Origin of the sequence: Citrobacter sp. Cpo126 (assembly GCF_030332445.1) — a bacterium.
Taxonomy (GTDB): domain Bacteria; phylum Pseudomonadota; class Gammaproteobacteria; order Enterobacterales; family Enterobacteriaceae; genus Citrobacter; species Citrobacter portucalensis.
In genome coordinates this window covers 57,646-80,069 of the sequence record NZ_JAOWHT010000027.1, presented here as the reverse complement: position 1 = coordinate 80,069, position 22,424 = coordinate 57,646, and the positions used below count along the sequence as shown (strand labels likewise).

Below are 22,424 nucleotides of genomic sequence, written 5' to 3'. Positions count from 1 at the left end.
CAGGACAATGAAACTCGAGTTTTCAGTTTATCGCTATAACCCGGATGTTGACGACGCTCCGCGCATGCAGGATTACACCCTGGAGGCGGAAGAAGGGCGCGACATGATGCTGCTGGATGCATTGATGCAGCTGAAAGAAAAAGATCCGTCACTGTCGTTCCGCCGCTCCTGCCGTGAAGGGGTTTGTGGCTCCGACGGTCTGAACATGAACGGCAAAAATGGACTGGCCTGTATCACTCCTATTTCTGCGCTGAATCAGCCGGGCAAAAAAATTGTCATTCGCCCGCTGCCGGGTTTACCGGTTGTGCGCGATTTGGTGGTAGACATGGGGCAATTCTACGCACAGTATGAGAAGATTAAACCTTACTTGTTGAATAATGGGAAAAATCCGCCAGCTCGTGAGCATTTACAAATGCCAGAGCAGCGTGAGAAGCTCGATGGGCTGTATGAATGTATTTTGTGTGCATGCTGCTCAACGTCCTGCCCATCATTCTGGTGGAACCCGGACAAATTTATTGGCCCGGCAGGCCTGCTGGCAGCGTATCGCTTCTTAATTGATAGCCGCGATACCGAGACCGACAGCCGCCTGGAAGGTTTAAGTGACGCTTTCAGCGTATTCCGCTGCCATAGCATCATGAACTGCGTCAGCGTATGTCCGAAAGGACTAAACCCGACGCGCGCCATTGGCCATATTAAGTCGATGCTGCTCAAACGTAGTGCGTAAGTAGTTGTAGTGGTTGCCGGATGGCGACGTAGCGTCTTATCCGGCCTACGGGTTATGTACCTTGTAGGTCTGATAGGCGAAGCGCCATCAGGCAATGGTTGCCGGATGCGACGTAGCGTCTTATCCGGCCTACGGGTTACGTACCTTGTAGGCCTGATTAGCGAAGCGCCATCAGGCAATTTAAGTGCAGGAAACCTCTAAAAACTGCCACATTATTAGACAGTTTTTAAAGGTTCCTTAGCGGACGCAGATGACACGACAGTCCGCAACAAGTGAACCCCGGCACGCACATCGGTGTGCGTGGTAGTATCCACGGCGAAGTAAGCATACAAATGCTTAAGGGATCACGATGCAGAACAGCGCTTTGAAAGCCTGGTTGGACTCTTCTTACCTCTCTGGTTCTAACCAGAGCTGGATAGAACAGCTCTATGAAGACTTCTTAACCGACCCTGACTCGGTAGATGCTAACTGGCGTTCGACGTTCCAGCAGTTACCTGGTACCGGAGTCAAACCGGATCAACTTCACTCAAAAACACGTGATTATTTCCGTCGACAGGCGTTGATTACCCCACGTTACTCTTCTTCTATTTCCGACCCTGATGCCAATGTGAAGCAGGTTAAAGTCCTGCAGCTCATTAACGCCTACCGTTTCCGCGGTCATCAGCATGCGAATCTTGATCCGCTGGGACTGTGGCAGCAAGAAAATGTGGCCGATCTGGACCCGTCTTTCCACGATCTGACCGATGCGGATTTCCAGGAAAGCTTTAACGTAGGTTCTTTTGCCGGCGGCAAAGACACGATGAAGCTGAGCGACCTGGTTGTTGCGCTGAAACAAACCTACTGCGGCCCAATTGGCGCCGAGTATATGCACATCACCAGCACTGAAGAAAAACGTTGGCTTCAGCAGCGTATCGAGTCTGGCCGTGCCGCATTCAGTAGCGAAGAGAAGAAACGTTTCCTCAGTGAACTGACCGCAGCAGAAGGTCTGGAACGCTACCTGGGCGCTAAGTTCCCGGGCGCGAAACGCTTCTCGCTGGAAGGCGGCGATGCGTTAATCCCAATGCTCAAAGAGATGATCCGCCACGCCGGTAACAGCGGTACCCGTGAAGTGGTACTGGGCATGGCGCACCGTGGTCGTCTGAACGTTCTGGTTAACGTACTGGGCAAACGCCCGCAGGAACTGTTCGACGAATTTGCGGGCAAACATAAAGAACACCTCGGCACCGGTGACGTGAAGTACCACATGGGCTTCTCATCAGATATCGAAACCGAAGGCGGTCTGGTGCACCTGGCGCTGGCGTTTAACCCGTCGCACCTGGAAATCGTTAGCCCGGTGGTTATCGGTTCCGTACGTGCGCGTCTGGATCGTCTGGACGAGCCGAGCAGCAATAAAGTCCTGCCAATCACCATTCACGGTGATGCGGCAGTTACCGGGCAGGGCGTGGTTCAGGAAACCCTGAACATGTCGAAAGCGCGTGGTTACGAAGTGGGCGGTACCGTTCGCATCGTTATCAACAACCAGGTGGGCTTCACTACGTCTAACCCGCTGGATGCGCGTTCTACACCGTACTGTACCGACATCGGTAAGATGGTTCAGGCGCCGATTTTCCACGTGAACGCGGATGACCCGGAAGCGGTCGCTTTCGTGACCCGCCTGGCGCTGGATTTCCGTAATACCTTTAAACGCGATGTCTTTATCGATCTGGTGTGCTACCGCCGTCACGGCCACAACGAAGCCGACGAGCCGAGCGCAACCCAGCCGCTGATGTATCAGAAAATCAAAAAGCATCCGACCCCGCGCAAAATCTACGCTGATAAGCTGGAAGCGGACAAGGTCGCCACGCTGGAAGATGCGACCGAGATGGTCAATCTGTACCGTGACGCGCTGGATGCTGGCGAATGCGTAGTGAAAGAGTGGCGTCCAATGAACATGCACTCCTTCACCTGGTCGCCGTACCTCAACCACGAATGGGATGAAAACTACCCGAACAAAGTTGAGATGAAGCGTCTGCAGGAGCTGGCAAAACGTATCAGCACCGTACCTGAAGCGGTTGAAATGCAGTCGCGTGTTGCCAAGATTTACGGCGACCGCCAGGCCATGGCCGCAGGCGAGAAGCTGTTTGACTGGGGTGGTGCAGAGAATCTGGCTTACGCCACGCTGGTTGACGAAGGCATTCCGGTCCGTCTGTCGGGTGAAGACTCCGGTCGCGGAACCTTCTTCCACCGTCACGCGGTGATTCATAACCAGGCGAACGGTTCAACCTACACGCCGCTGCAGCATGTGCATAACGGACAGGGCACCTTCCGCGTATGGGACTCCGTGCTGTCTGAAGAAGCCGTGCTGGCGTTCGAGTACGGTTATGCCACAGCAGAACCGCGCACGCTAACCATCTGGGAAGCACAGTTCGGTGACTTCGCTAACGGTGCACAGGTCGTTATCGACCAGTTCATCTCTTCCGGCGAGCAGAAATGGGGCCGTATGTGCGGTCTGGTTATGCTGCTGCCGCACGGCTATGAAGGTCAGGGTCCGGAACACTCCTCCGCGCGTCTGGAACGTTATCTGCAACTTTGCGCTGAGCAAAACATGCAGGTTTGCGTCCCGTCTACCCCGGCGCAGGTTTATCACATGCTGCGTCGTCAGGCGCTGCGCGGTATGCGTCGTCCGCTGGTGGTGATGTCACCGAAGTCGCTGCTGCGTCATCCGCTGGCGGTGTCTACGCTGGATGAACTGGCAAATGGTACTTTCCTGCCAGCCATTGGCGAAGTAGATGAACTTGATCCTAAAGGCGTGAAGCGCGTCGTGATGTGTTCTGGTAAGGTTTATTACGACCTGCTGGAGCAACGCCGCAAGAACGACCAAAAAGATGTCGCCATTGTGCGCATCGAACAGCTCTATCCGTTCCCGCATAAAGCGGTGCAGGAAGCGCTGAAACCATTTGCTCACGTACATGATTTTGTCTGGTGCCAGGAAGAGCCGCTCAACCAGGGCGCATGGTACTGCAGCCAGCATCATTTCCGTGAAGTAATTCCATTTGGGTCAGCTCTGCGTTATGCAGGTCGCCCGGCCTCTGCCTCTCCGGCAGTAGGGTATATGTCCGTTCACCAGAAGCAGCAACAAGATCTGGTAAATGACGCGCTGAACGTCGATTAAATAAAGGATAAATAATGAGTAGCGTAGATATTCTTGTTCCCGACCTGCCTGAATCCGTAGCGGATGCAACGGTTGCAACCTGGCACAAAAAACCGGGCGATGCAGTACGTCGTGATGAAGTACTGGTAGAAATCGAAACTGACAAAGTGGTACTGGAAGTACCGGCATCAGCGGACGGTATTCTTGATGCTGTTCTGGAAGATGAAGGGACAACCGTCACTTCTCGCCAGATCCTCGGTCGCCTGCGTGAAGGCAACAGCACCGGTAAAGAAACCAGTGCTAAGTCTGAAGAGAAAGATTCTACTCCGGCACAGCGCCAGCAGGCGTCTCTTGCTGAGCAGAACAACGATGCCCTGAGCCCGGCGATCCGTCGCCTGCTGGGTGAGCATAACCTCGAAGCCAGCGCTATCAACGGCACCGGTGTCGGCGGTCGTATCACCCGTGAAGATGTTGAAAAACATCTGGCGAAAGCTCCGGCTGCGAAAGCCGAAGCAAAAGCGCCGGCTGCAGCACCTGCACCGCAGGCTCAACTGGGCGCGCGTGGCGAAAAACGTGTTCCGATGACCCGTCTGCGCAAACGCGTAGCCGAGCGTCTGCTGGAAGCGAAAAATTCTACCGCCATGCTGACCACGTTCAACGAAGTCAACATGAAGCCAATCATGGACCTGCGTAAGCAATACGGTGATGCGTTCGAGAAACGCCACGGTATCCGTCTGGGCTTTATGTCTTTCTACGTGAAAGCGGTTGTTGAAGCGCTGAAACGCTATCCGGAAGTGAACGCGTCCATCGACGGCGATGACGTGGTTTACCACAACTACTTTGATGTCAGCATGGCGGTCTCCACGCCGCGTGGCCTGGTCACGCCGGTCCTGCGTGATGTGGATCTGCTGGGTATGGCTGACATTGAGAAGAATATTAAAGAACTGGCAGTTAAAGGTCGCGACGGCAAGTTGACGGTTGAAGATCTGACGGGTGGTAACTTCACCATCACTAACGGTGGTGTGTTCGGTTCCCTGATGTCTACGCCGATCATCAACCCACCGCAGAGCGCCATCCTGGGTATGCATGCCATCAAAGATCGTCCGATGGCGGTAGACGGCAAGGTTGAAATCCTGCCGATGATGTATCTGGCGCTGTCTTATGACCACCGTCTGATCGATGGTCGTGAGTCAGTAGGCTTCCTGGTAACCATTAAAGAGTTGCTGGAAGATCCAACGCGTCTGCTGCTGGACGTGTAGTTAATAAGAGTATCACCTGCCCCGTAGGTCTGGACGCTTATCAGACCTACGGGTAAAAGATAACGATTACCTGAAGGATGGACAGAACACATGAACTTACATGAATATCAGGCAAAACAACTTTTTGCCCGCTATGGCTTACCGGCACCGGTGGGTTATGCCTGTACTACTCCGCGTGAAGCCGAAGAAGCTGCATCTAAAATCGGCGCTGGCCCGTGGGTAGTGAAATGTCAGGTTCACGCTGGTGGCCGTGGTAAAGCGGGCGGTGTGAAGGTGGTAAACAGCAAAGAAGACATTCGCGCTTTTGCTGAACACTGGCTGGGTAAACGTCTGGTCACTTACCAGACAGATGCTCATGGCCAACCGGTAAATCAGATTCTGGTTGAAGCCGCGACCGACATTGGTAAAGAACTTTACCTCGGCGCAGTTGTTGACCGTAGCTCCCGTCGCGTGGTCTTCATGGCCTCTACCGAAGGCGGCGTGGAAATCGAAAAAGTAGCGGAAGAAACCCCGCACCTGATCCACAAAGTGGCGCTCGATCCGCTGGCAGGCCCGATGCCTTACCAGGGTCGTGAGCTGGCGTTCAAACTGGGTCTGGAAGGTAAACAGGTTCAGCAGTTCACCAAGATCTTCATGGGTCTGGCGACTATCTTCCTGGAGCGCGATCTGGCGCTGATCGAAATCAACCCACTGGTTGTGACCAAGCAGGGGGACCTGATCTGCCTCGACGGCAAACTGGGCGCTGACGGCAACGCACTGTTCCGCCAGGCTGACCTGCGCGAAATGCGCGACCAGTCTCAGGAAGATCCGCGTGAAGCGCAGGCTGCACAGTGGGAACTGAACTACGTCGCACTGGACGGCAACATCGGTTGTATGGTTAACGGTGCGGGCCTGGCAATGGGCACCATGGACATCGTTAAGCTGCACGGCGGCGAACCGGCTAACTTCCTCGACGTTGGCGGCGGTGCGACCAAAGAGCGTGTAACCGAAGCGTTCAAAATTATCCTCTCTGATGACAATGTTAAAGCCGTACTGGTTAACATCTTCGGCGGTATCGTACGTTGCGACTTGATCGCTGACGGTATCATCGGCGCGGTAGCAGAAGTAGGTGTAAACGTTCCGGTCGTGGTACGTCTGGAAGGTAACAACGCTGAACTCGGCGCGAAAAAACTGGCTGATAGCGGCCTGAATATTATTGCAGCGAAAAGTCTGACGGATGCAGCTCAGCAGGTTGTTGCCGCAGTGGAGGGGAAATAATGTCAGTTTTAATTAATAAAGATACCAAGGTTATCTGCCAGGGCTTCACCGGTAGCCAGGGGACATTCCACTCCGAACAAGCGATCGCTTACGGTACGCAAATGGTCGGTGGCGTTACGCCGGGCAAAGGCGGCACCACGCATCTGGGTCTGCCAGTGTTCAACACCGTACGTGAAGCGGTAGAAGCGACCGGCGCAACCGCCACCGTTATCTATGTTCCGGCACCGTTCTGCAAAGATTCCATTCTGGAAGCAATCGATGCAGGCATCAAGCTTATCATCACCATCACCGAAGGTATCCCAACGCTGGATATGCTGACCGTGAAAGTGAAGCTGGATGAAGCTGGCGTACGCATGATCGGCCCGAACTGCCCAGGCGTTATCACTCCGGGTGAATGTAAAATCGGTATCATGCCGGGCCACATTCACAAGCCGGGTAAAGTGGGTATCGTTTCCCGTTCAGGTACCCTGACCTATGAAGCGGTTAAGCAGACCACCGACTATGGTTTCGGCCAGTCTACCTGTGTGGGCATCGGTGGCGACCCGATCCCAGGCTCTAACTTCATCGACATCCTGAAGCTGTTCCAGGAAGATCCGCAGACTGAAGCGATCGTCATGATCGGTGAGATCGGCGGTAGCGCGGAAGAAGAAGCAGCTGCTTATATTAAAGATCATGTGACCAAGCCGGTTGTGGGTTACATCGCGGGTGTGACTGCGCCGAAAGGTAAGCGTATGGGTCACGCGGGTGCGATCATCGCGGGTGGTAAAGGTACAGCGGATGAGAAATTCGCTGCGCTGGAAGCCGCAGGCGTGAAAACTGTTCGTAGCCTGGCCGATATCGGCGAAGCGCTGAAAACCGTTATTAAGTAAGAAATAAAAAAACAGCCCTGACTCTCTGCATAGTCAAGGGCTGGTCCCGTTTCGACATGGTTGGCCATCTGATGATGGCCTTTTTTTTGCCGGGAATTTAGCGTTCAGCCAGCGTTTTCAACCAGCGAATTCCGCTTTCCGGTGAGGTCATTACCGGCACCGGCGGGGAAGGGAGCTGTTGTAAAACGCGCGCCATCGAAGCCTGCGCCAGCATCACGACATCCGCCTGGGTAAAGGCGCTCTGTAACCCTTCACTGACGATACGGTCATGGGTATCCATATCTCCCGCCAGCAGCGCGTGGAATGCATCCTCCATTAATACAGGCGTAATGGTTCGTGATTTACCGCTTTGCTGAACTTTACGCTGGACGTAATCCAGCGTTGGCTTCAGCGTGGTTGCCACAGTTGCCAACACGGCGATCCGCTCGCCTTTTCCAATCGCCTCTTCTACCATCGCGCGGTCAATGCGCGCGAGCTGGAGTGGAGTCATAAACTGGCATTGCTCCACCGCAGTACCAATTGAAGAGCAGGCGGTAATAAAGATATCGCAGTCCGCCTTTTCAGCAATATGCACATAGTCGGCGATGCGGGCGGCAATATTTGGCGATACGCCTCCGGCTTTCATCACCTGTTTAATCATAGATTCTTCAACCAGGTGCATCACTTCGACCTCCGGCATGATGTCGGCGATCAGCTGTTGCATTATCGTAAGCGTGGCTGCACTGGTATGCAGCATGGCGACCTTTTTCATTGGGCAATCTCCTTAAGTAACGTTTCCGCGACGGACAGCGCCGCATCATGATCTTCCTGCGCGGATAAACCGCCCACCGCGACGGCTCCAAGGCATTTCCCCTGGTGCAGAATCGGGATCCCGCCCGGCAGCGCCGTAAAACGCGGATCGGCAAAATAGCTAATATCCAGCTGCTCTTTTTGCAGACGCTGTAAAAATGCCTGCGTGGTGCAGCCCAGGCGGCTGCTGGTGCGCGCTTTACGCTGGGTTAACTCGATGGTTAACAGTTTGGCGTTATCCATCCGCGCAAAGCTGAGCAGTTCTCCATTGGCATCGCATACGGCCACGCTTAACGGGCGATTTGCATAACGTGTTTCGGCGAGTTCGAGCGCATAGGTTACGGCGCGCAGGGCGTGTCCCAGAGTGAGAGTTGTCATCGTGATTATCCTTTCGACAGATTTTCGCAAGCAGGTTGAACGGGATCTTTGGCTGCTGCTACCTGCGCCTGTCTGGCGTCTTTTTTGCGCCAGTAGTTGGCGAGCAGCGAGCCGCTAACGTTACCCAGCGGTGTCATCACCGCTGATGCGAGTCCAACCGTTGCCAGTTTGCCCATCGCGGCGGCAAGCCCTGACGCCATACCGCCGTTTTGCAGGCCGACTTCAAAGGCCACGGTACGGGCAGACTGCACGTCCATGCGGAAGATCCAGCGGCTCATCAGATAACCAATCAGGAAGCCGCCGAGGTTATGCATCAACATGGCGAAGCAGAGCAGGAAACCGACCTGCACCAGGTTGTCGCGCCCGGCTGCGGCGGCGGTGGTGGTAAAGAAAATGATCCCCATCATTGAGATGGTTGGCATGACCTTCTTCACGCCCGCCACGCGGCCATACAGCCAGTTGTAGAACAATGCCCAAACGAGGCCGCCTGCTACGAAGTTGAGGACCACCGCGTACATCTGCGCTTCGGCGCTGGCATGACCAAACAGCGCGTCCCAGCCGCCGGCAATCATATACAGCAGCCAAATTGCGCCGATCCCGGCCAGCATCTGGACAACACGGCGTCCGCGCACGCCTGCATAGGTTTTCAGATAGTCATGCAGAATTGCTGCGCCAATGGGAATTAATACGATTTTCACCACGTCCATCACCATCGCGGTGAGCTGGATATCGATCATCGAACCCGCCAGCAGATTAACCCACAACGGTGTCATTACCGTTGCCGCCAGCGTTGAGACTGCGGCGATTGATACCGCCAGCGCGAGGTTGGCGTTGGCGATGTAAACCATCACCGTCGACGAGAGACCGCTGGGGCAAGCGCCAATCAATAAAATGCCTACCGCGACTTCAGGCGGAAAATCAAAGATCAGGGTAATGCTCAGGCCGAGCAGGGGCATGATCACGAAATGGCAGAAGGTACCGATAAAAACTGCCCACGGCATTTTGGCGACATCAATAAAATCCTGGATCGTTAGCTTGGTGCCCATGCTGAACATGGTGGCCTGAATCACAAGGAACACGATCCATTTATGGGTGATATTGAAACCGCCCCAGACGATCAGATCCGTAGACCAGATCATGGCGGCAACAAAACCGGCGATGATCCACAACGTAAACTGATAGCTGCGTAAACCAGGCCAGTAGCCTGCACCGGCGGCGAATCCGACGGTGAACATCACCAGCCCCGGCTGCCACAGCGCCGTGGACTGGATGAGCGCGCCGATAATCGCCAGCGCCACGCCCGCAACGCTGATGCCGAGTCCGGTTTTGTGAATAACAGTGGTCATAGTCATGTTGAAATGTCCTTGCTGTTGTTATTGCTGCCGGGGTGGAATAGATAACATGCGCCGCGCAATTTCCGGCGTAGCAACTTTTTTATCCATACTGCGAATGAGCGTAGCGAGTTTGGCTACCTGCTGATAATTATGCTGAGCTTTTTCTTCGGCGCTTAAATAATAACTATCTTCATAGCCGATTCGCACTTCACTGGCACCCATAGCGACCGCGGCAGCGATAATATCGAAATTCCTTCTGCCAAAATGAGTAATTCCCCATAAGGCGTCGCGTGGGATCATGCTACGCAGAGCAATTAATGCATCAACGGTTGCAGGCGTACTGCCGCGGTGACCGAGAACAATATTAAAGAGCATAGGTTTTTGAAATTTTATTTTATCTTCAAGGTTCAGGATGTTATTAATCATGCCGATTTCAAAAACTTCAAACTCTGGAATAATATTGCGTTCAGTTATTTGCCGTGAACAATATTCCACGTCCGGACCGGGATTAAAATACACCGCATCACCGAGGTTAACGGAACCGACGTTCAGCGAGGCCATCTCCACGCCGGGGCAGGCCAGTGGCGCGCAGCGCTCGGCGATGGACATCGAAGAGACGCCGCCGGTAGAAGCCTGAATAATCAGGTTTGAATGGCGCATAACGCGGTCAATTGTTGCCTGAAAGTCGGTAGTATCTGGCGTCAGGCGTCCCTGTTTATCGCGAACGTGTAAATGGACGATGGACGCGCCATGTTCTACGCTGGCGAGTATTTCCTGCGCCAGTTCTTCGGGTATAACTCTGGGGCAATCCGCGGCAACGGGTGCCAGCGAAATAATAACAGTATCCGACATTTTTTCCTCCGGTACAGAGATATTAAAATTATAGGTAAGGCGTTATCCAGCGTAATGATTCCGGCCCTGATGTTGACGGTTGATATTCACAGCCAATCCAGTCCTGGTAATTCATTTTTCTTATAAAATTAAATAGCCATGCTTCATTTAACTCCCCGGTTCCTGGTTCATGGCGATAAGGAACAGAAGCGATTTGAAAATGTTTAATAAGGGTAAAATAGCGTTCGATATTTTTCGCCACGTTGCCATGAGTTTTCTGACAGTGGTAAATATCAAACTGTAAGCCGATATTCTTCTTACCAACCTCGTGAATGATAGATTCAGCCAGCGGGAAACTGTCAATAAAATAATCGGGCATATCCTGCGAATTTAATGGTTCAATCAGTACATCGATTTCCGCGTCTACCATCACATCGCAGGCGATGCGCAGTCGATTCGTCAGGAGGTCGCGCTGGGCGTGCAGCGTCAGGTCATTGCAGCGCAAGCCGGACATAACGTGAACCCGGCGACAGCCCAGCGCCGTGGCGTAATCTCGCGCCACGTTCAGGCTGTGATGAAATTCCTGGTCTCGACCGGGCAATGCAGCGAGTCCCCGTTCACCCTGTGCCCAGTTGCCAGCCGGGGCGTTCATCAGCACCACCGGCAGAGATGTTTCCCGCTGAGCGGCCCGCAAATGCTCCAGCGGGTGCTGCCAGAGAAACAGCCCTTCTACGCCGCGAAAACCGGCTGCTTTTGCCGCCTGAAATCGACCCTCTATCGGTAAATCAGTAAATAACCAGTCGAGGTTAGCCGCTAACTTCAGCATGGCGTGCACCCTCCCGGCCATCAACCAGATGCAGCTTAACGCCCTGGCTGGCAATAGTCTGCTGCGCATTTTCCGGTAACCGGTTATCAGAAATAATGTCGGTTAACTGCTCCAGCCCACAGATGTGGAACATGCCGTATTTGCCAAACTTACTGCTGTCGCAGACCAGCACCCGACGCCGGGAGACGGTGAGCACCGCTTCTTTGACCGAGGCTTTCCCTTCACTCGGTGTCGACATGCCGCGCTCGGTATCCCACGACGATGAGCTGAGAAACGCCACATCAATATTAATGGTGCGCAGAAAACTGGCGGCGCTTTTGCCAAGACATGAGCGGTTACGCTGATCCACCAGACCGCCGGTGTGATAGAGCGTAATGTGTGGCATATCCATCAGATAGTGGCTGATGGAAAAATCGTTGGTGACGACCGTCAGATTGAAACAGTGGCTGGCGGCTACCGCTTTCGCCACTTCAAACAACGATGTTCCGGCATCCAGATACAGCGTTTGTCCGGGCTCAATGAGCATAGCGGCGAGCTGGCCCATTTTGCGCTTCACATCATGATTCAACTCGGCTTTTTCCCGCCACGGCAGTTCGGATTTCAGCAGGTTATTGAGCTTCACGCCGCCGTTAATGGCGATAACTTTGCCTTCTTCTTCCAGCAACTGAATGTCGCGACGTACGGTCATATGCGACACGCTCATTAGATCTGCCAGTTCATTAAATGAGGCGGCATTTTTTTCGTGCACGTAGCGGTAGATAAAATCACGTCGTTGCTCGGGGATCATCATGGCACCTCACGCTTGCCGGGAATGTTCAAGTTCGGCCACCGCCTCTTCTGAGAGCGGAACATAGCCGAGCGGTTTTAATGTCAGCCAGATGCGGGCGCTGTCTTCCAGTTCCTCGGCGTTAAACACCGCCTCACGCAGCGAGCGACCGCTTACTACCGGCCCGTGATTGGCCAGCAACGCAGCCGTATGATCTGCCGCGATTTCACTCAGTGCGCTGGCAATGCCTTCATGGCCGGGCTTGAAATAAGGCAGCAGCGGTAGCTGTCCGACGCGCATCACATAGTATGGCGTTAGTGGCGGTAGACAGTTTTCTGGTGTGGAGCAAGGCAGACAGGAGAGCGCGGTCAGCCATGGAGAATGCAGGTGCACAACCGCGCCGCAGGATGGCCGATGCCGATACCACGCCAGATGCATGGGTACCTCTTTTGACGGTTTGTCGCCGCTAAGATGCACGCCGTTGGCATCCAGCCTACTTAGCGTGGCAGGATCAAGCTCACCCAGGCAGGAGTTGGTCGGGGTCACCAGATAGCCGCCATCCGGCAATTTGACGCTGAGGTTGCCGGAGCCGCCGCTGCTGTAACCACGCATAAACAAGGAACGGCCATAGTGGACGAGTAGTTCGCGCAGTTGGTGTTCACTCACCGGATTCATAATGCGTACTCCTGGGCTGTAAAAAAGAAATCTTCGTCACCAAAGTTGCCTGACTTCAGCGCCAGCGCCAGACCGGAGGAAAATACCCACGGCACGCCAGGCGCAATGGCTTTGCCAACGGACAGACGCTTCACCTGCAGTGCCTCTACCACCGTGCCGGATGTTTCTCCGCCTGCGACGATAAAGGTGTTTACACCTGCAACTTGTAGCTTTGCGCTCAGTCGGGAAAAAGCGTGTTCGATCGCCTGGCTGGCAGTCTGTTCGCCGTACTCTTGTTGAATGCGTTGGAGTACGTCTGGCGGCTGGGTGGCGTATATCATCGGCGCGAATGGGTCGTTGATATGCGTCATCGCCCAGGCACATAGTTCATCAGTGTAGCGTTCTGTATCAGACAGGCAGCGGGCCACGTCGAGTACACGAGAGGCTGCTGCGGCCTTATAGCGATTGACCTGACGATTACTCATTGCAGAACAGCTACCGGAGAACACCACCGTTTTAGCAGGTAGTGGAAAAGCGTCCGGCGGCATGGTTTGCTGAGTTCCGGTGCAGGCGGCCAGTGCGCCACCGAGCCCGGAGCCCCCGGCTAACAGAGGGCTGGCATGGAGTGCCTGCGCCAGCGTGTTGAGATTTGCTTCATCCAGCGTATCGACGATAACGTGACGCGTACCTTCAGCCTGAAGTTGGGCCAGAGCGTTAGTGACCGCTTCCACACCTTCACGCAGTATCGTGAGGTTAATGCAACCAACCTTACCTGGCGTTTGCGCGCTCAGCAGGCGCGGCAGGCTGGCATCGGTCATAGGATTAAGCGGATGCTTTTCCATCCCGGATTCGTTAAGCAGTACGCCGTTTACAAAAAGATGACCATGCACCACCGTGCGCCCGTTTTGCGGCAGGGCGGGGCAGTGGACGATCACGGGTGTATGCAGCTCGTTCATCAACGCATCGCTGACCGGTCCAATGTTGCCTGTTGGCGTGGAGTCGAACGTCGAACAATATTTAAAATAGATCTGGCGGACACCTGCCTTTTGTTTCAGCCAGCGGGCACAGGACAGAGATTGTGCGATGGCCTGTTCTGCGGGTAATGAGCGGCTTTTCAGCGAGATGACGATAGCGTCAACCTCCTCATTCCAGCATTGAGTGGTATCAGGCATTCCGGGCAGTAGCGCAACGCGCCACCCCTGCTGCGCCATAAAGCTTGCAATGTCCGTTGCGCCGGTGAAATCGTCGGCGATAACGCCTGTGGTGACGGCCATGGATCAACTCCGTTCAGATTGTTTGCTAATTGAACATATTATTCAGGAGGGCCTTTCACATTCACATGATGATTATCACAAATAAGCACATCATTGATTCACAGTAAAAACGAGTAATCTATTGAAAATAATGGATAAAGATGTTTGGTGTTACGAAAAGAGCCTCACAAGAGAGTGTGAAGATTCGTTAATCTTTGAGAAAGCGAAGTCAGTAGCATGCAGTGGAGTATTATCGAGGTCGCTTTAACTCTCTTGCCAATTGATCATAATCATCTGCATAAATGAGATTATTTTTTGCGGTGAGCATCATTCTTTCTCTTGATTAAATTCTGCATATTACCGGCTTTAATTTCATTAATGCCGGAGGATGCCGTGTCGTTGAAAATCCAGGATGATTATCTACAACGTTTTTTCTCGATAGCAAAAGTATTCTCCAGTGCGACTGGATTAGCCACGGTTGTGGTTGATGTTAACGGAAAAACTCTCTCGGATTGCCATAACTTTAATTCGTTCTGCACATTAATGCGGGCGGATGAACGCTATTGTACGAGTTGCCAAAAGTGTGACAAATATTGTGCTTTTGAAGGATTAAAACACCTTAAACCCAGAATACTCAGCTGCCATGCAGGGCTAAGTCTGTTTTCTATGCCATTAATTCGCGAGGGGCATCTGTACGGTTTTATGCTCTGTGGGCAGGTGCGGGCAAAATATCAGGAATATAAAACTATCGTTATTGATAATGAATGCTCATGGATGGATGAACCAAAAATAAAAGCTGAATGGAGTCAGGTGGCGGTAGTCGATAATAATACACTGGTGGCATCAGCTAATTTATTAAATTATATTGTTGATAATTTTGAGACAGAACAGCAACAACCTGATGAGTTTGTTATCCCGCCGACCAGTTACATGCGTCATTATTTTACAGAGCCTTCCCGACACGAGAAAAAGCTTCTGGCAGCGTTGCGTTATATTGATGAGAATTTATATAGTGAATTATCCCTGGAATCCGTAGCAGCTCACGTTTGCTTAAGCGCAAACTATTTCAGCCGTTTTTTTAAGAAACGGCAGGGCGTTAACTTTAAAACCTGGGTGAATCAGAAAAAAATGCAAAAAGCGGGGGAGTTATTGCACGATCCCGTTCATTCAATAGACAGCATTGCCCGGAAACTCCAATACGCACAAACCAGTTACTTTTGCCGTGTTTTCCGGGCGGCGCATCAAACGTCGCCCCAGTCTTTTCGTCATGCCAGACTGTCACAGTAAAGGTTTTCCGGCAGCGTGATGGCTTCAGGGATAAAAGAGAGCCGATCGCTCAGGGTTACCACATCACCAATCACTATCAGCGCAGGGGGGAGGATGTTAGCTTCCTGCGCCTTGCTCAGTAGTGAACCGAGCGTACAGGTCAGTCGGCGTTGGTTATCGCGGGTGGCGGACATAATTAGCGCTGCAGGCGTATCTGCTGATTTTCCACCCATCAATAATTCCTCACAGATAAACGCCAGATTGGCGATACCCATGACGATAACCAGCGTACCATTCAGTTTGGCCAGCTGACGCCAGTCCTGCTGTTGGTTGCCCTCCCGCGTATGACCGGTTACCACGTGAAATCCCGAGGCGAAATCGCGGTGTGTTACCGGAATCCCGGCATAGGTCAGGCCACCAATGGTTGAGCTAATACCCGGCACCACTTCAAACGGGATGCCCGTCTCGACGAGATCTTCAACTTCTTCAGCCCCACGTCCAAAAACATACGGATCGCCGCCTTTCAGACGCACAATATTATTGTGCGTTTGGGCATACTGGACAAGCAGTGCATTGATTTCATCCTGCGGTACACAATGGAAACCCGGGTTTTTGCCGACATTGATAAGCAGACAATCAGGTAATGCCCATTCCAAAATTTTAGGATTGACCAGCCGATCGTAAATAATGACATCAGCCTGTTTAATGCACATCATTGCTTTGAGGGTAAGTAATGAAATATCACCGGGACCTGCCCCAACGAGCCAGACCTTTCCGAAAGTTTTCACATTGTGTCCTTTATCACATCGTTCAAAAAAAGGCAGAAACCACATCAAGGAATGATAAAAAGCAGTCGTTTGCCCGTAAGTTATAACGTGAAATTATCCAAAATTATCGCACTGATAATATTGATTAATCTCGCAAAGTTTTTTCTGCAATAAACAAGATGACTTGAAAAATTATTAAGAACTTATTGGCACCATTTGCTTAGGTTTAACCTTATTTAAATTGTGTTTATTGCTGCTCTTGAGTATTATTGGTTAATATTTATCCGCCATCAGTGTGAGTAAATCATGGATTGGATCAATGACATTAATGGATGAAATAAAATATAACTCTCGGTGCTTATCTGGGTAGCTTGAATTATTTTTTATAAATTAAACTATTTTTGTACGCTGCATATGGAAGAGGTTATGAGAGGAAAAATACCCAAGACGGAGTTGCTGGTAACTTTTGAAGTTGTTGCGCGTCACGAAAGTTATACCCGGGCAGCTGAAGAGCTGGCTTTGACACAAAGTGCTGTTTTCCGCCAGGTAAATGCACTGGAGGATTTTCTCAATACCGCGCTATTTAATCATGCCAAAAAACGCATTTTCTTAAATGCGGCCGGCAAACACTATTTAAGTATCGTTAAAGAAACGTTAAATAAACTTGAACGAGATACGACGACGATAATGACCTGGCAGCCGACGGTACAGGTTATTGAGCTGGCGGTGAATCCGACGTTCAGCACGCACTGGCTGATCCCAAACCTGCGTGAATTTAACAAACTTAATCCTGATATTATCGTGAACATTCATTCCCTGGCGAATATTGGTGATTTTCTCAATCGAGAGTATGACGCGGCAATCATGCGCGAAGACTTTTATTCGCCATGGTCAGGGGTTGAGTACCTGTTTGAAGAGGAAATTCTGCCGGTTTGCAGTCGCTGTTTGCTGGCCGAACCGGAACGAAAACTGGCGGTGAACGAATTACTAAACGAATTTCCGCTCTTGCATCAAAGCACGCGCATCAAAGGGTGGCAGGAGTGGTTTGCGCTGTCAGATGTCAGCAGTCCGCTGGTGAATAAAGGTCCGAGATTTGATTTGTTATCGATGCTGATCGCGGCGGTCCGCTCTAATCTGGGCGTTGCGCTGCTCCCACGTTTTGCCATTCAGCACGATCTGGACAGCGGTGATATGGTCATTCCTTGCGATGTTCCAATGCGTACCGGGAATCGATTTATTATGACGTGGCGTGAAGAGAAATCGGAATCCGAGCATTTACAGATTTTCCGTAACTGGTTGCTCAGTAAGTCCGTGGTATCGGCTGCCTGAAGGTGGCTTGCGCCTTATCAGGCCTACAACGATGGGTAGGCCGGATAAGACGCGTTAGCATCGTTATCCGGCAAAAGAACGGCTACCAGTCGATCCCAACCTGTGCCTGAATACCGCGGTCAAACGCGTGTTTGACCGGGCGAATTTCACTGACCGTATCGGCCAGTTCCAGTAACAGCGTATGGCATCCGCGTCCTGTGACGATAACGCTCTGACCGGCAGGACGATTTTCGATGGCGCTGATAACCTCTTGCGTATCCAGATAGTGGTAAGCAAGCATGTAGGTGAGTTCATCCAGCACCACTAGATCGTAATGCGCATCAGCCAGCATGCGCTTACTTTCCTGCCAGACAACCGTTGCCGCCTCGATATCTGCTTGCCGATTTTGGGTTTCCCAGGTAAATCCGGTACCCATAATATGGAACTCGACGCCGAGGGGGTGCAGCGTGTTGTACTCGCCATTATCCCACTGGCCCTTAATAAACTGCGCGATGCCAACGGTTTTTCCGTGACCCACTGCGCGCGTTGCCGTGCCAAAGGCTGCGGTGGATTTTCCTTTTCCGTTGCCGGTGAAGACAATCAGGATCCCTTTCTTCTCCGTTGCCGCCGCTACGCGGGTATCAACCTGCTCTTTCAGCTTCTGCTGACGCTGACGGTGTCTGTCGTTATTGGCGCGCGCTTCCATGGAAACTCCTTAATGCCCTGCCGGACAAGTTGCGCAGCGATGCTGCTGCTCGAACTGGCTAAAGAAGTTATTGCCTTTGTCATCCACTAATACGAAGGCCGGCATATTTTTAACTTCCATCATCCATACAGCTTCCATTCCCAGTTCGGGATATTCAAGGCACTGCAGGCTTTTCACGTACTGCTGCGCCAACAGGGCTGCTGCACCGCCAATGCTGCCGAGGCTAAATCCACCGTGTTTCTGACAGGCATCAGTGACCTGCTGGCTGCGGTTACCCTTGGTGAGCATAATGAGGCTGCCGCCTTGTGCCTGGAAAGCATCGACATACCCATCCATGCGCCCGCCGGTGGTGGGCCCCATCGAGCCACAGGCCTGATTTTCCGGGGTTTTGGCGGGACCCGCGTAGTAAACGATATGCTTTTTCATGTATTCCGGCATCGGTTCGCCGTTATCCAGTCGCGCTTTGATGTTCGCGTGGGCGATATCGCGAGCGACAACAATCGGGCCGCTTAACGACAGGCGTGTACCAATGGGCAGAGCGGAAAGGTCATGCAGGATGTCACGCAGCGGACGGTTCAGATCCAGTTGTACGGTCTGAGCGCCGTTTTCTACTCGCTGTGAATCAGGAATGAATTTGCCCGGATTATGCTCGAGTTTCTCCAGCCAGATTCCGTGTTTATTAATTTTGGCCTTAATGTTACGGTCGGCAGAGCAGGAGAGGGCCATCGCGATTGGGCAAGAGCCGCCGTGGCGCGGTAAGCGAATTACGCGGATATCGTGGGCAAAGTATTTGCCGCCAAACTGCGCCCCGATGCCAAACTCGCGGCTGGCATTGAGCAACTCGGCTTCCAGCGCCGTATCACGGAACGCCTGGCCCAGCTCGTTCCCGCTGGTGGGTAGATTATCGTAATATTTGGTTGAAGCCAGTTTGGCGACTTTCAGCGCCTGGTCGGCGGATAAGCCCCCAACCACAAAAGCGATGTGATACGGCGGACAAGCGGCTGTACCCAGTGATTTCATTTTTTCGATCAGGAACGCAGTGAGTTTTTCCGGCTGTAGAATGGATTTGGTTTCCTGGTACAGCGCCGCTTTGTTAGCTGAGCCACCACCTTTATTGACGAACAGGAAACGGTATTCGTTACCTGGGGTGGCGCTAATATCGATTTGTGCGGGCAGGTTGGTCTGGGTATTGGCCTCGGTATACATATCCAGCGGGGCATTTTGCGAGTAACGCAGGTTGTTTTCGGTAAAGGTGGAATACACGCCTTTGCTTAATGCTTCTGCGTCATCGCCGCCGGTCCAGACATGTTGTCCTTTGCTGGCCACAATGGTTGCCGTCCCGGTATCCTGGCAGTTGGGCAGTACGCCTTTAGCTGAAACCTCTGCATTGCGCAGCAGCTGCAATGCGACGTACTTATCGTTACTGCTGGCCTGAGGGTCGTGCAGAATGCTGGCAATTTGTTTTAAATGTCCGGCGCGCAGGAAAAATGAAGCCTCATAAAACGCCTGCTGTGCTAACAAGGTTAACGCTTCCGGTGCAACCTTGATCACTTCCTCTCCGTCTAACTCCGTTACCGTAACGTGCTGGTTACTAAGTAATTCATACTCGGTACTATCCTTACTCTGAACAAAGAGTTCCTGCCAGACAAATGGTTTAGACATGTTTACTTCTCACCTCTTCGTGTTGTTTACCGAATGGCGCTTCGCTTATCCGGCCTACGATTAACGCATTGGTGTAGGTCGGATAAGCGAAGCGCCATCCGGCGTAAAGTTATTTGGCTAAAAAGACATTGGCTTTTGTCGCTTCGGCGACATATTCGATAGTTTTCTGGGCACGAACGCTGTTTCCGGCTTCATCAAGCGGCGGAGAATAGACCGCAATCGCATATTCGCCTGGGACAACGGCAACCATGCCGCCGCCGACGCCGCTTTTCGCCGGGATGCCAACGGTGTACAGCCATTTACCGCTACCGTCGTAAAGCCCGGCAATTGCCATTTCTGCCAGCACCTGCGGAACATATTTCTCATTCAGCAACTGTTTACCGTTGAACGGAGATTTGCCTTTGTTCGCGAGTACAGCACCCATTTTGGCCAGTTGCTCAACGGTGATATCCACCGAGCACTGGCGGGTATAAATTTCAACGGCTTCGTCAGTGTTGCCATAGAAGCTGTTATAGGATTCCATCAGTTTGGCCAGCGCCTGATTGTGCTGGTTGGTTTCCATTTCAGATTTGAAAACCGGTTCGTTCACGGTGAGAGTGGCATCGGCCCAGACGTTCAGGTTGTCGAGGATTTTGTTCCAACGATCGGTTTTGTCTTTGGCTTCGATCAGGCTAACGGTGCTCATGGCCCCGGCGTTTACCAGAGGGTTTTCAGGCGCGCCTTTGGTCAGTTCAACGGCTAAACCTGAGTTGAATGGCATTCCGGTGGCATTGGCGCCAAGTTTATCCAGCACTACCTGAGGACCGTGCTGCTCCATGGCAAGCGCCATGGTGAACACTTTACTCAGGGATTCCATTGGGAAAGGTTTGTTAACATCGCCAACCTGGTAGATCTTGCCGTCCACCGTCGCAATGGTGATGGCAAAATTTTTCGGGCTATAGGTCGCCAGAGCAGGGATGTAGTCGGCGACTTTTCCATCGTTGTTACTTTTGTACTTCTGATGAGCCTGTTCTATCAGCTTGGCGTAGTCGGGCGTGGTTTGCGCGAATGTGGTTGCGCTAAACAAGACGCTGAAAGAAAAGAGACTCACGCCGAGAATTGTTTTATTCATTATGCATTCCTGTTGGTGTTGTTGGGAAAACTATCCTGTAGGCCGGATAGGGCGTTCACGACGCCATCCGGCCTACGATTAGTTGTTGTTCTATTGTCAGGACAAAGCGATTTCCGTTTCGGTAACCGGACGTTCCTGCTCCGGGGACTTCACTGGTGCAGAGCCACGGCAACCCTGGCCGAAGTGTTCACCTTCCCAACGGCTGACAATGGCTGCTCCCATTGCGTTACTCATAACGTTCGTGGCGGAACGACCCATATCGAGGAACGGATCGACACCCATCAGCAGAATCAGACCTGCTTCTGGAATGTTGAACTGGTTCAGGGTTGCAGCGATAACCACCATTGATGCGCGCGGTACGCCTGCCATTCCTTTTGAGGTCAGCATCAGGATTAACAGCATGGTGATTTGCTCGCCCATGCTCAGTTCGATGTTGCACGCCTGGGCAATAAAGACGGTGGCAAATGAGCAATAAGCCATGGAACCGACCAGGTTAAAGGAATAACCGATAGGCAGAACGAAGCTGGCAATTTTTGACGAAACACCGAATTTTTCCAGCTTGTCCAGCGTACCCGGGAAGGCGGCTTCAGAGCTTGAAGTGGTAAAGGCCAGCAGAGCGGGTTCGAGGATTGATTTCGTTAAACGCGCGATGCAAGGCCCGACGATCATCGTAGACAGGCCAATCAGGATCGCCCACAGCATACCCAGCGTCAGGTAGAACTCACCCATGAAGATCCCGGCGCTAACCATCACACCCAGACCACGTTCGGCAATCAGACCTGAAATAGCGGCAAAAACGGTCAATGGTGCAAACAGCATGACGTAACCCGTCAGCTTCAGCATGACGTGCACCAGTGAATCCAGCACTTTCACGATAGGATCGGCTTTTTCACCAATCGCAGCGAGGCTGCAACCGAGGAAGATTGAGAACACGACGATCTGCAGAATTTCGTTACGCGCCATCGCATCGACAATACTGGTCGGTACCGCGTGTGAGATGAATACTTTCAGCGTGAATGGCTCTGACTTAACGGCGGCAACGGCTCCGACGTCATGTGGCACAAAGTTGATACCTGCGCCTGGCTGGAAGATATTAACGATAACCAGACCCAGTGCAATTGACACCAGAGAGGCGCAAATAAACAGGAAGAAGGTTTTCGAAAATATACGTCCCAGCGTTTTGGCATCGCCCATTTTGGCAATACCTACAACCAGAGTTGAAATAACCAATGGAGCGATAATCATTTTCACCATACGTAAGAATATGGTGGTGAAAATGGAAATGTCTGCTGCATAAGATTTTGCTGTTTCAGCCGCGGCCATATTATTTATGGCCACCCCGGCAATCATGCCGAGTATCAGGCCTAATATGATCATCTTCGTTAAACTAATTTTCTTCATGTGTACTCCATCGGATAAAGGCTGGTAATTGGAATTGTGTAGGGTGGCGTGTGCCTGAACCTGGACAGCAGCTCAGACGCACGCCTGTTGTGACCAACCGCATGAATAATTCGAAGCACTGTGATACAGCTGA

19 protein-coding genes and 1 pseudogene are annotated in these 22,424 nt (G+C 52.2%); 7 read left to right on the top strand and 13 right to left on the bottom strand.

The genetic code is table 11. The annotated features are described in order from the left end of the window. The first annotated feature begins 7 nt into the window (after positions 1–7). The 5 genes from sdhB to sucD all read left to right on the top strand — a co-directional run bounded on the left by sdhB (position 8) and on the right by sucD (position 7,239). Positions 8–724 (top strand): succinate dehydrogenase iron-sulfur subunit SdhB, encoded by a 717-nt coding sequence (sdhB, locus tag OGY17_RS05395; RefSeq protein ID WP_003022921.1) that lies wholly within the window; start codon positions 8–10, stop codon positions 722–724. A 349-nt stretch (positions 725–1,073) separates the two neighbouring features. After that, complete coding sequence (gene sucA / locus OGY17_RS05390) at positions 1,074–3,875, top strand: 2-oxoglutarate dehydrogenase E1 component (protein ID WP_003831411.1); 2,802 nt, start codon at positions 1,074–1,076, stop codon at positions 3,873–3,875. A gap of 14 nt (positions 3,876–3,889) precedes the next feature. Further along, on the top strand, positions 3,890–5,113 hold the full coding sequence (gene odhB / locus OGY17_RS05385) for a 2-oxoglutarate dehydrogenase complex dihydrolipoyllysine-residue succinyltransferase (RefSeq protein WP_003022925.1): 1,224 nt from the start codon (positions 3,890–3,892) through the stop codon (positions 5,111–5,113). A 90-nt stretch (positions 5,114–5,203) separates the two neighbouring features. Next, positions 5,204–6,370 carry an ADP-forming succinate--CoA ligase subunit beta gene (gene sucC, locus OGY17_RS05380; protein WP_003022927.1) on the top strand — a complete coding sequence of 389 codons (1,167 nt, stop codon included), beginning with the start codon at positions 5,204–5,206 and terminating at the stop codon, positions 6,368–6,370. Then, positions 6,370–7,239, top strand: coding sequence for a succinate--CoA ligase subunit alpha (gene sucD, locus OGY17_RS05375; RefSeq protein WP_003022929.1), 870 nt, complete (start codon positions 6,370–6,372; stop codon positions 7,237–7,239). Before sucC ends, sucD begins: the two co-directional genes overlap by 1 nt. A 97-nt stretch (positions 7,240–7,336) precedes the next feature. Here the strand turns inward: sucD and OGY17_RS05370 are convergent, their stop codons facing one another. The 8 genes from OGY17_RS05370 to otnK are packed head-to-tail and all read right to left on the bottom strand — an operon-like array spanning position 7,337 to position 14,091. After that, the gene (locus OGY17_RS05370) at positions 7,337–7,990 is read right to left on the bottom strand and encodes an aspartate/glutamate racemase family protein (RefSeq protein WP_286606572.1); all 654 of its coding nucleotides are present in this window, start codon (positions 7,988–7,990) and stop codon (positions 7,337–7,339) included. Next, positions 7,987–8,406: a GlcG/HbpS family heme-binding protein gene (locus OGY17_RS05365; RefSeq protein ID WP_032942726.1), complete on the bottom strand. Its 420-nt coding sequence runs from the start codon at positions 8,404–8,406 to the stop codon at positions 7,987–7,989. The genes OGY17_RS05370 and OGY17_RS05365 overlap by 4 nt, the downstream gene beginning before the upstream one ends. Positions 8,407–8,411: 5 nt before the next feature. After that, positions 8,412–9,758, bottom strand: a complete 1,347-nt coding sequence (locus tag OGY17_RS05360) for a bile acid:sodium symporter family protein (protein WP_286606570.1) — start codon at positions 9,756–9,758, stop codon at positions 8,412–8,414. A gap of 21 nt (positions 9,759–9,779) precedes the next feature. Then, on the bottom strand, positions 9,780–10,592 hold the full coding sequence (locus tag OGY17_RS05355) for a beta-keto acid cleavage family enzyme (protein ID WP_008784143.1): 813 nt from the start codon (positions 10,590–10,592) through the stop codon (positions 9,780–9,782). Between the two features lie 28 nt (positions 10,593–10,620). Beyond that, entirely contained in the window at positions 10,621–11,397 is a 777-nt protein-coding gene (locus OGY17_RS05350; RefSeq protein ID WP_286606567.1) for a hydroxypyruvate isomerase family protein, read from the bottom strand. Further along, positions 11,378–12,187, bottom strand: a complete 810-nt coding sequence (locus tag OGY17_RS05345; RefSeq protein WP_172313033.1) for a DeoR/GlpR family DNA-binding transcription regulator — start codon at positions 12,185–12,187, stop codon at positions 11,378–11,380. The genes OGY17_RS05350 and OGY17_RS05345 overlap by 20 nt, the downstream gene beginning before the upstream one ends. 6 nt (positions 12,188–12,193) lie before the next feature. Continuing rightward, complete coding sequence (gene otnC / locus OGY17_RS05340; protein ID WP_008784146.1) at positions 12,194–12,838, bottom strand: 3-oxo-tetronate 4-phosphate decarboxylase; 645 nt, start codon at positions 12,836–12,838, stop codon at positions 12,194–12,196. Continuing rightward, positions 12,835–14,091 carry a 3-oxo-tetronate kinase gene (gene otnK, locus OGY17_RS05335; protein WP_286606565.1) on the bottom strand — a complete coding sequence of 419 codons (1,257 nt, stop codon included), beginning with the start codon at positions 14,089–14,091 and terminating at the stop codon, positions 12,835–12,837. Before otnK ends, otnC begins: the two co-directional genes overlap by 4 nt. Positions 14,092–14,463: 372 nt before the next feature. Here otnK and OGY17_RS05330 point away from each other — a divergent pair, with 372 nt between their 5' ends. Beyond that, entirely contained in the window at positions 14,464–15,357 is an 894-nt protein-coding gene (locus tag OGY17_RS05330) for a PocR ligand-binding domain-containing protein (RefSeq protein WP_060682561.1), read from the top strand. Here OGY17_RS05330 and cobA read toward each other — a convergent pair. Further along, positions 15,336–16,124 (bottom strand): uroporphyrinogen-III C-methyltransferase, encoded by a 789-nt coding sequence (gene cobA, locus OGY17_RS05325; RefSeq protein ID WP_003831416.1) that lies wholly within the window; start codon positions 16,122–16,124, stop codon positions 15,336–15,338. The genes OGY17_RS05330 and cobA overlap by 22 nt on opposite strands. Before the next feature lie 405 nt (positions 16,125–16,529). Here cobA and OGY17_RS05320 point away from each other — a divergent pair, with 405 nt between their 5' ends. After that, positions 16,530–17,432: a LysR substrate-binding domain-containing protein gene (locus OGY17_RS05320; protein ID WP_003022936.1), complete on the top strand. Its 903-nt coding sequence runs from the start codon at positions 16,530–16,532 to the stop codon at positions 17,430–17,432. A gap of 82 nt (positions 17,433–17,514) precedes the next feature. On the opposite strand, the gene cobO is transcribed toward OGY17_RS05320, so the two are convergent. The 4 genes and pseudogenes from cobO to OGY17_RS05300 form a co-directional block, all read right to left on the bottom strand. Beyond that, positions 17,515–18,117 carry a cob(I)yrinic acid a,c-diamide adenosyltransferase gene (cobO, locus tag OGY17_RS05315; RefSeq protein ID WP_008784150.1) on the bottom strand — a complete coding sequence of 201 codons (603 nt, stop codon included), beginning with the start codon at positions 18,115–18,117 and terminating at the stop codon, positions 17,515–17,517. Between the two features lie 9 nt (positions 18,118–18,126). Continuing rightward, positions 18,127–19,779 (bottom strand): class I fumarate hydratase, encoded by a 1,653-nt coding sequence (locus OGY17_RS05310; RefSeq protein ID WP_270422899.1) that lies wholly within the window; start codon positions 19,777–19,779, stop codon positions 18,127–18,129. A 109-nt stretch (positions 19,780–19,888) separates the two neighbouring features. Beyond that, positions 19,889–20,890, bottom strand: a complete 1,002-nt coding sequence (gene glsA, locus OGY17_RS05305) for a glutaminase A (protein WP_032942734.1) — start codon at positions 20,888–20,890, stop codon at positions 19,889–19,891. Positions 20,891–21,009: 119 nt separating this feature from the next. Beyond that, a pseudogene (locus OGY17_RS05300) lies at positions 21,010–22,291 on the bottom strand (dicarboxylate/amino acid:cation symporter); the annotation flags it as partial. Positions 22,292–22,424 lie beyond the last annotated feature (133 nt).

Excerpts from the sequence above, each read along its gene's own strand:
- sdhB (WP_003022921.1), top strand. The coding sequence starts at position 8 with ATGAAACTCGAGTTTTCAGTTTATCGCTATAACCCGGATGTTGACGAC.
- sucA (WP_003831411.1), top strand. The coding sequence starts at position 1,074 with ATGCAGAACAGCGCTTTGAAAGCCTGGTTGGACTCTTCTTACCTCTCT.
- odhB (WP_003022925.1), top strand. The coding sequence starts at position 3,890 with ATGAGTAGCGTAGATATTCTTGTTCCCGACCTGCCTGAATCCGTAGCG.
- sucC (WP_003022927.1), top strand. The coding sequence starts at position 5,204 with ATGAACTTACATGAATATCAGGCAAAACAACTTTTTGCCCGCTATGGC.
- sucD (WP_003022929.1), top strand. The coding sequence starts at position 6,370 with ATGTCAGTTTTAATTAATAAAGATACCAAGGTTATCTGCCAGGGCTTC.
- OGY17_RS05370 (WP_286606572.1), bottom strand. The coding sequence starts at position 7,990 with ATGAAAAAGGTCGCCATGCTGCATACCAGTGCAGCCACGCTTACGATA.
- OGY17_RS05365 (WP_032942726.1), bottom strand. The coding sequence starts at position 8,406 with ATGACAACTCTCACTCTGGGACACGCCCTGCGCGCCGTAACCTATGCG.
- OGY17_RS05360 (WP_286606570.1), bottom strand. The coding sequence starts at position 9,758 with ATGACTATGACCACTGTTATTCACAAAACCGGACTCGGCATCAGCGTT.
- OGY17_RS05355 (WP_008784143.1), bottom strand. The coding sequence starts at position 10,592 with ATGTCGGATACTGTTATTATTTCGCTGGCACCCGTTGCCGCGGATTGC.
- OGY17_RS05350 (WP_286606567.1), bottom strand. The coding sequence starts at position 11,397 with ATGCTGAAGTTAGCGGCTAACCTCGACTGGTTATTTACTGATTTACCG.
- OGY17_RS05345 (WP_172313033.1), bottom strand. The coding sequence starts at position 12,187 with ATGATGATCCCCGAGCAACGACGTGATTTTATCTACCGCTACGTGCAC.
- otnC (WP_008784146.1), bottom strand. The coding sequence starts at position 12,838 with ATGAATCCGGTGAGTGAACACCAACTGCGCGAACTACTCGTCCACTAT.
- otnK (WP_286606565.1), bottom strand. The coding sequence starts at position 14,091 with ATGGCCGTCACCACAGGCGTTATCGCCGACGATTTCACCGGCGCAACG.
- OGY17_RS05320 (WP_003022936.1), top strand. The coding sequence starts at position 16,530 with ATGAGAGGAAAAATACCCAAGACGGAGTTGCTGGTAACTTTTGAAGTT.
- cobO (WP_008784150.1), bottom strand. The coding sequence starts at position 18,117 with ATGGAAGCGCGCGCCAATAACGACAGACACCGTCAGCGTCAGCAGAAG.
- OGY17_RS05310 (WP_270422899.1), bottom strand. The coding sequence starts at position 19,779 with ATGTCTAAACCATTTGTCTGGCAGGAACTCTTTGTTCAGAGTAAGGAT.
- glsA (WP_032942734.1), bottom strand. The coding sequence starts at position 20,890 with ATGAATAAAACAATTCTCGGCGTGAGTCTCTTTTCTTTCAGCGTCTTG.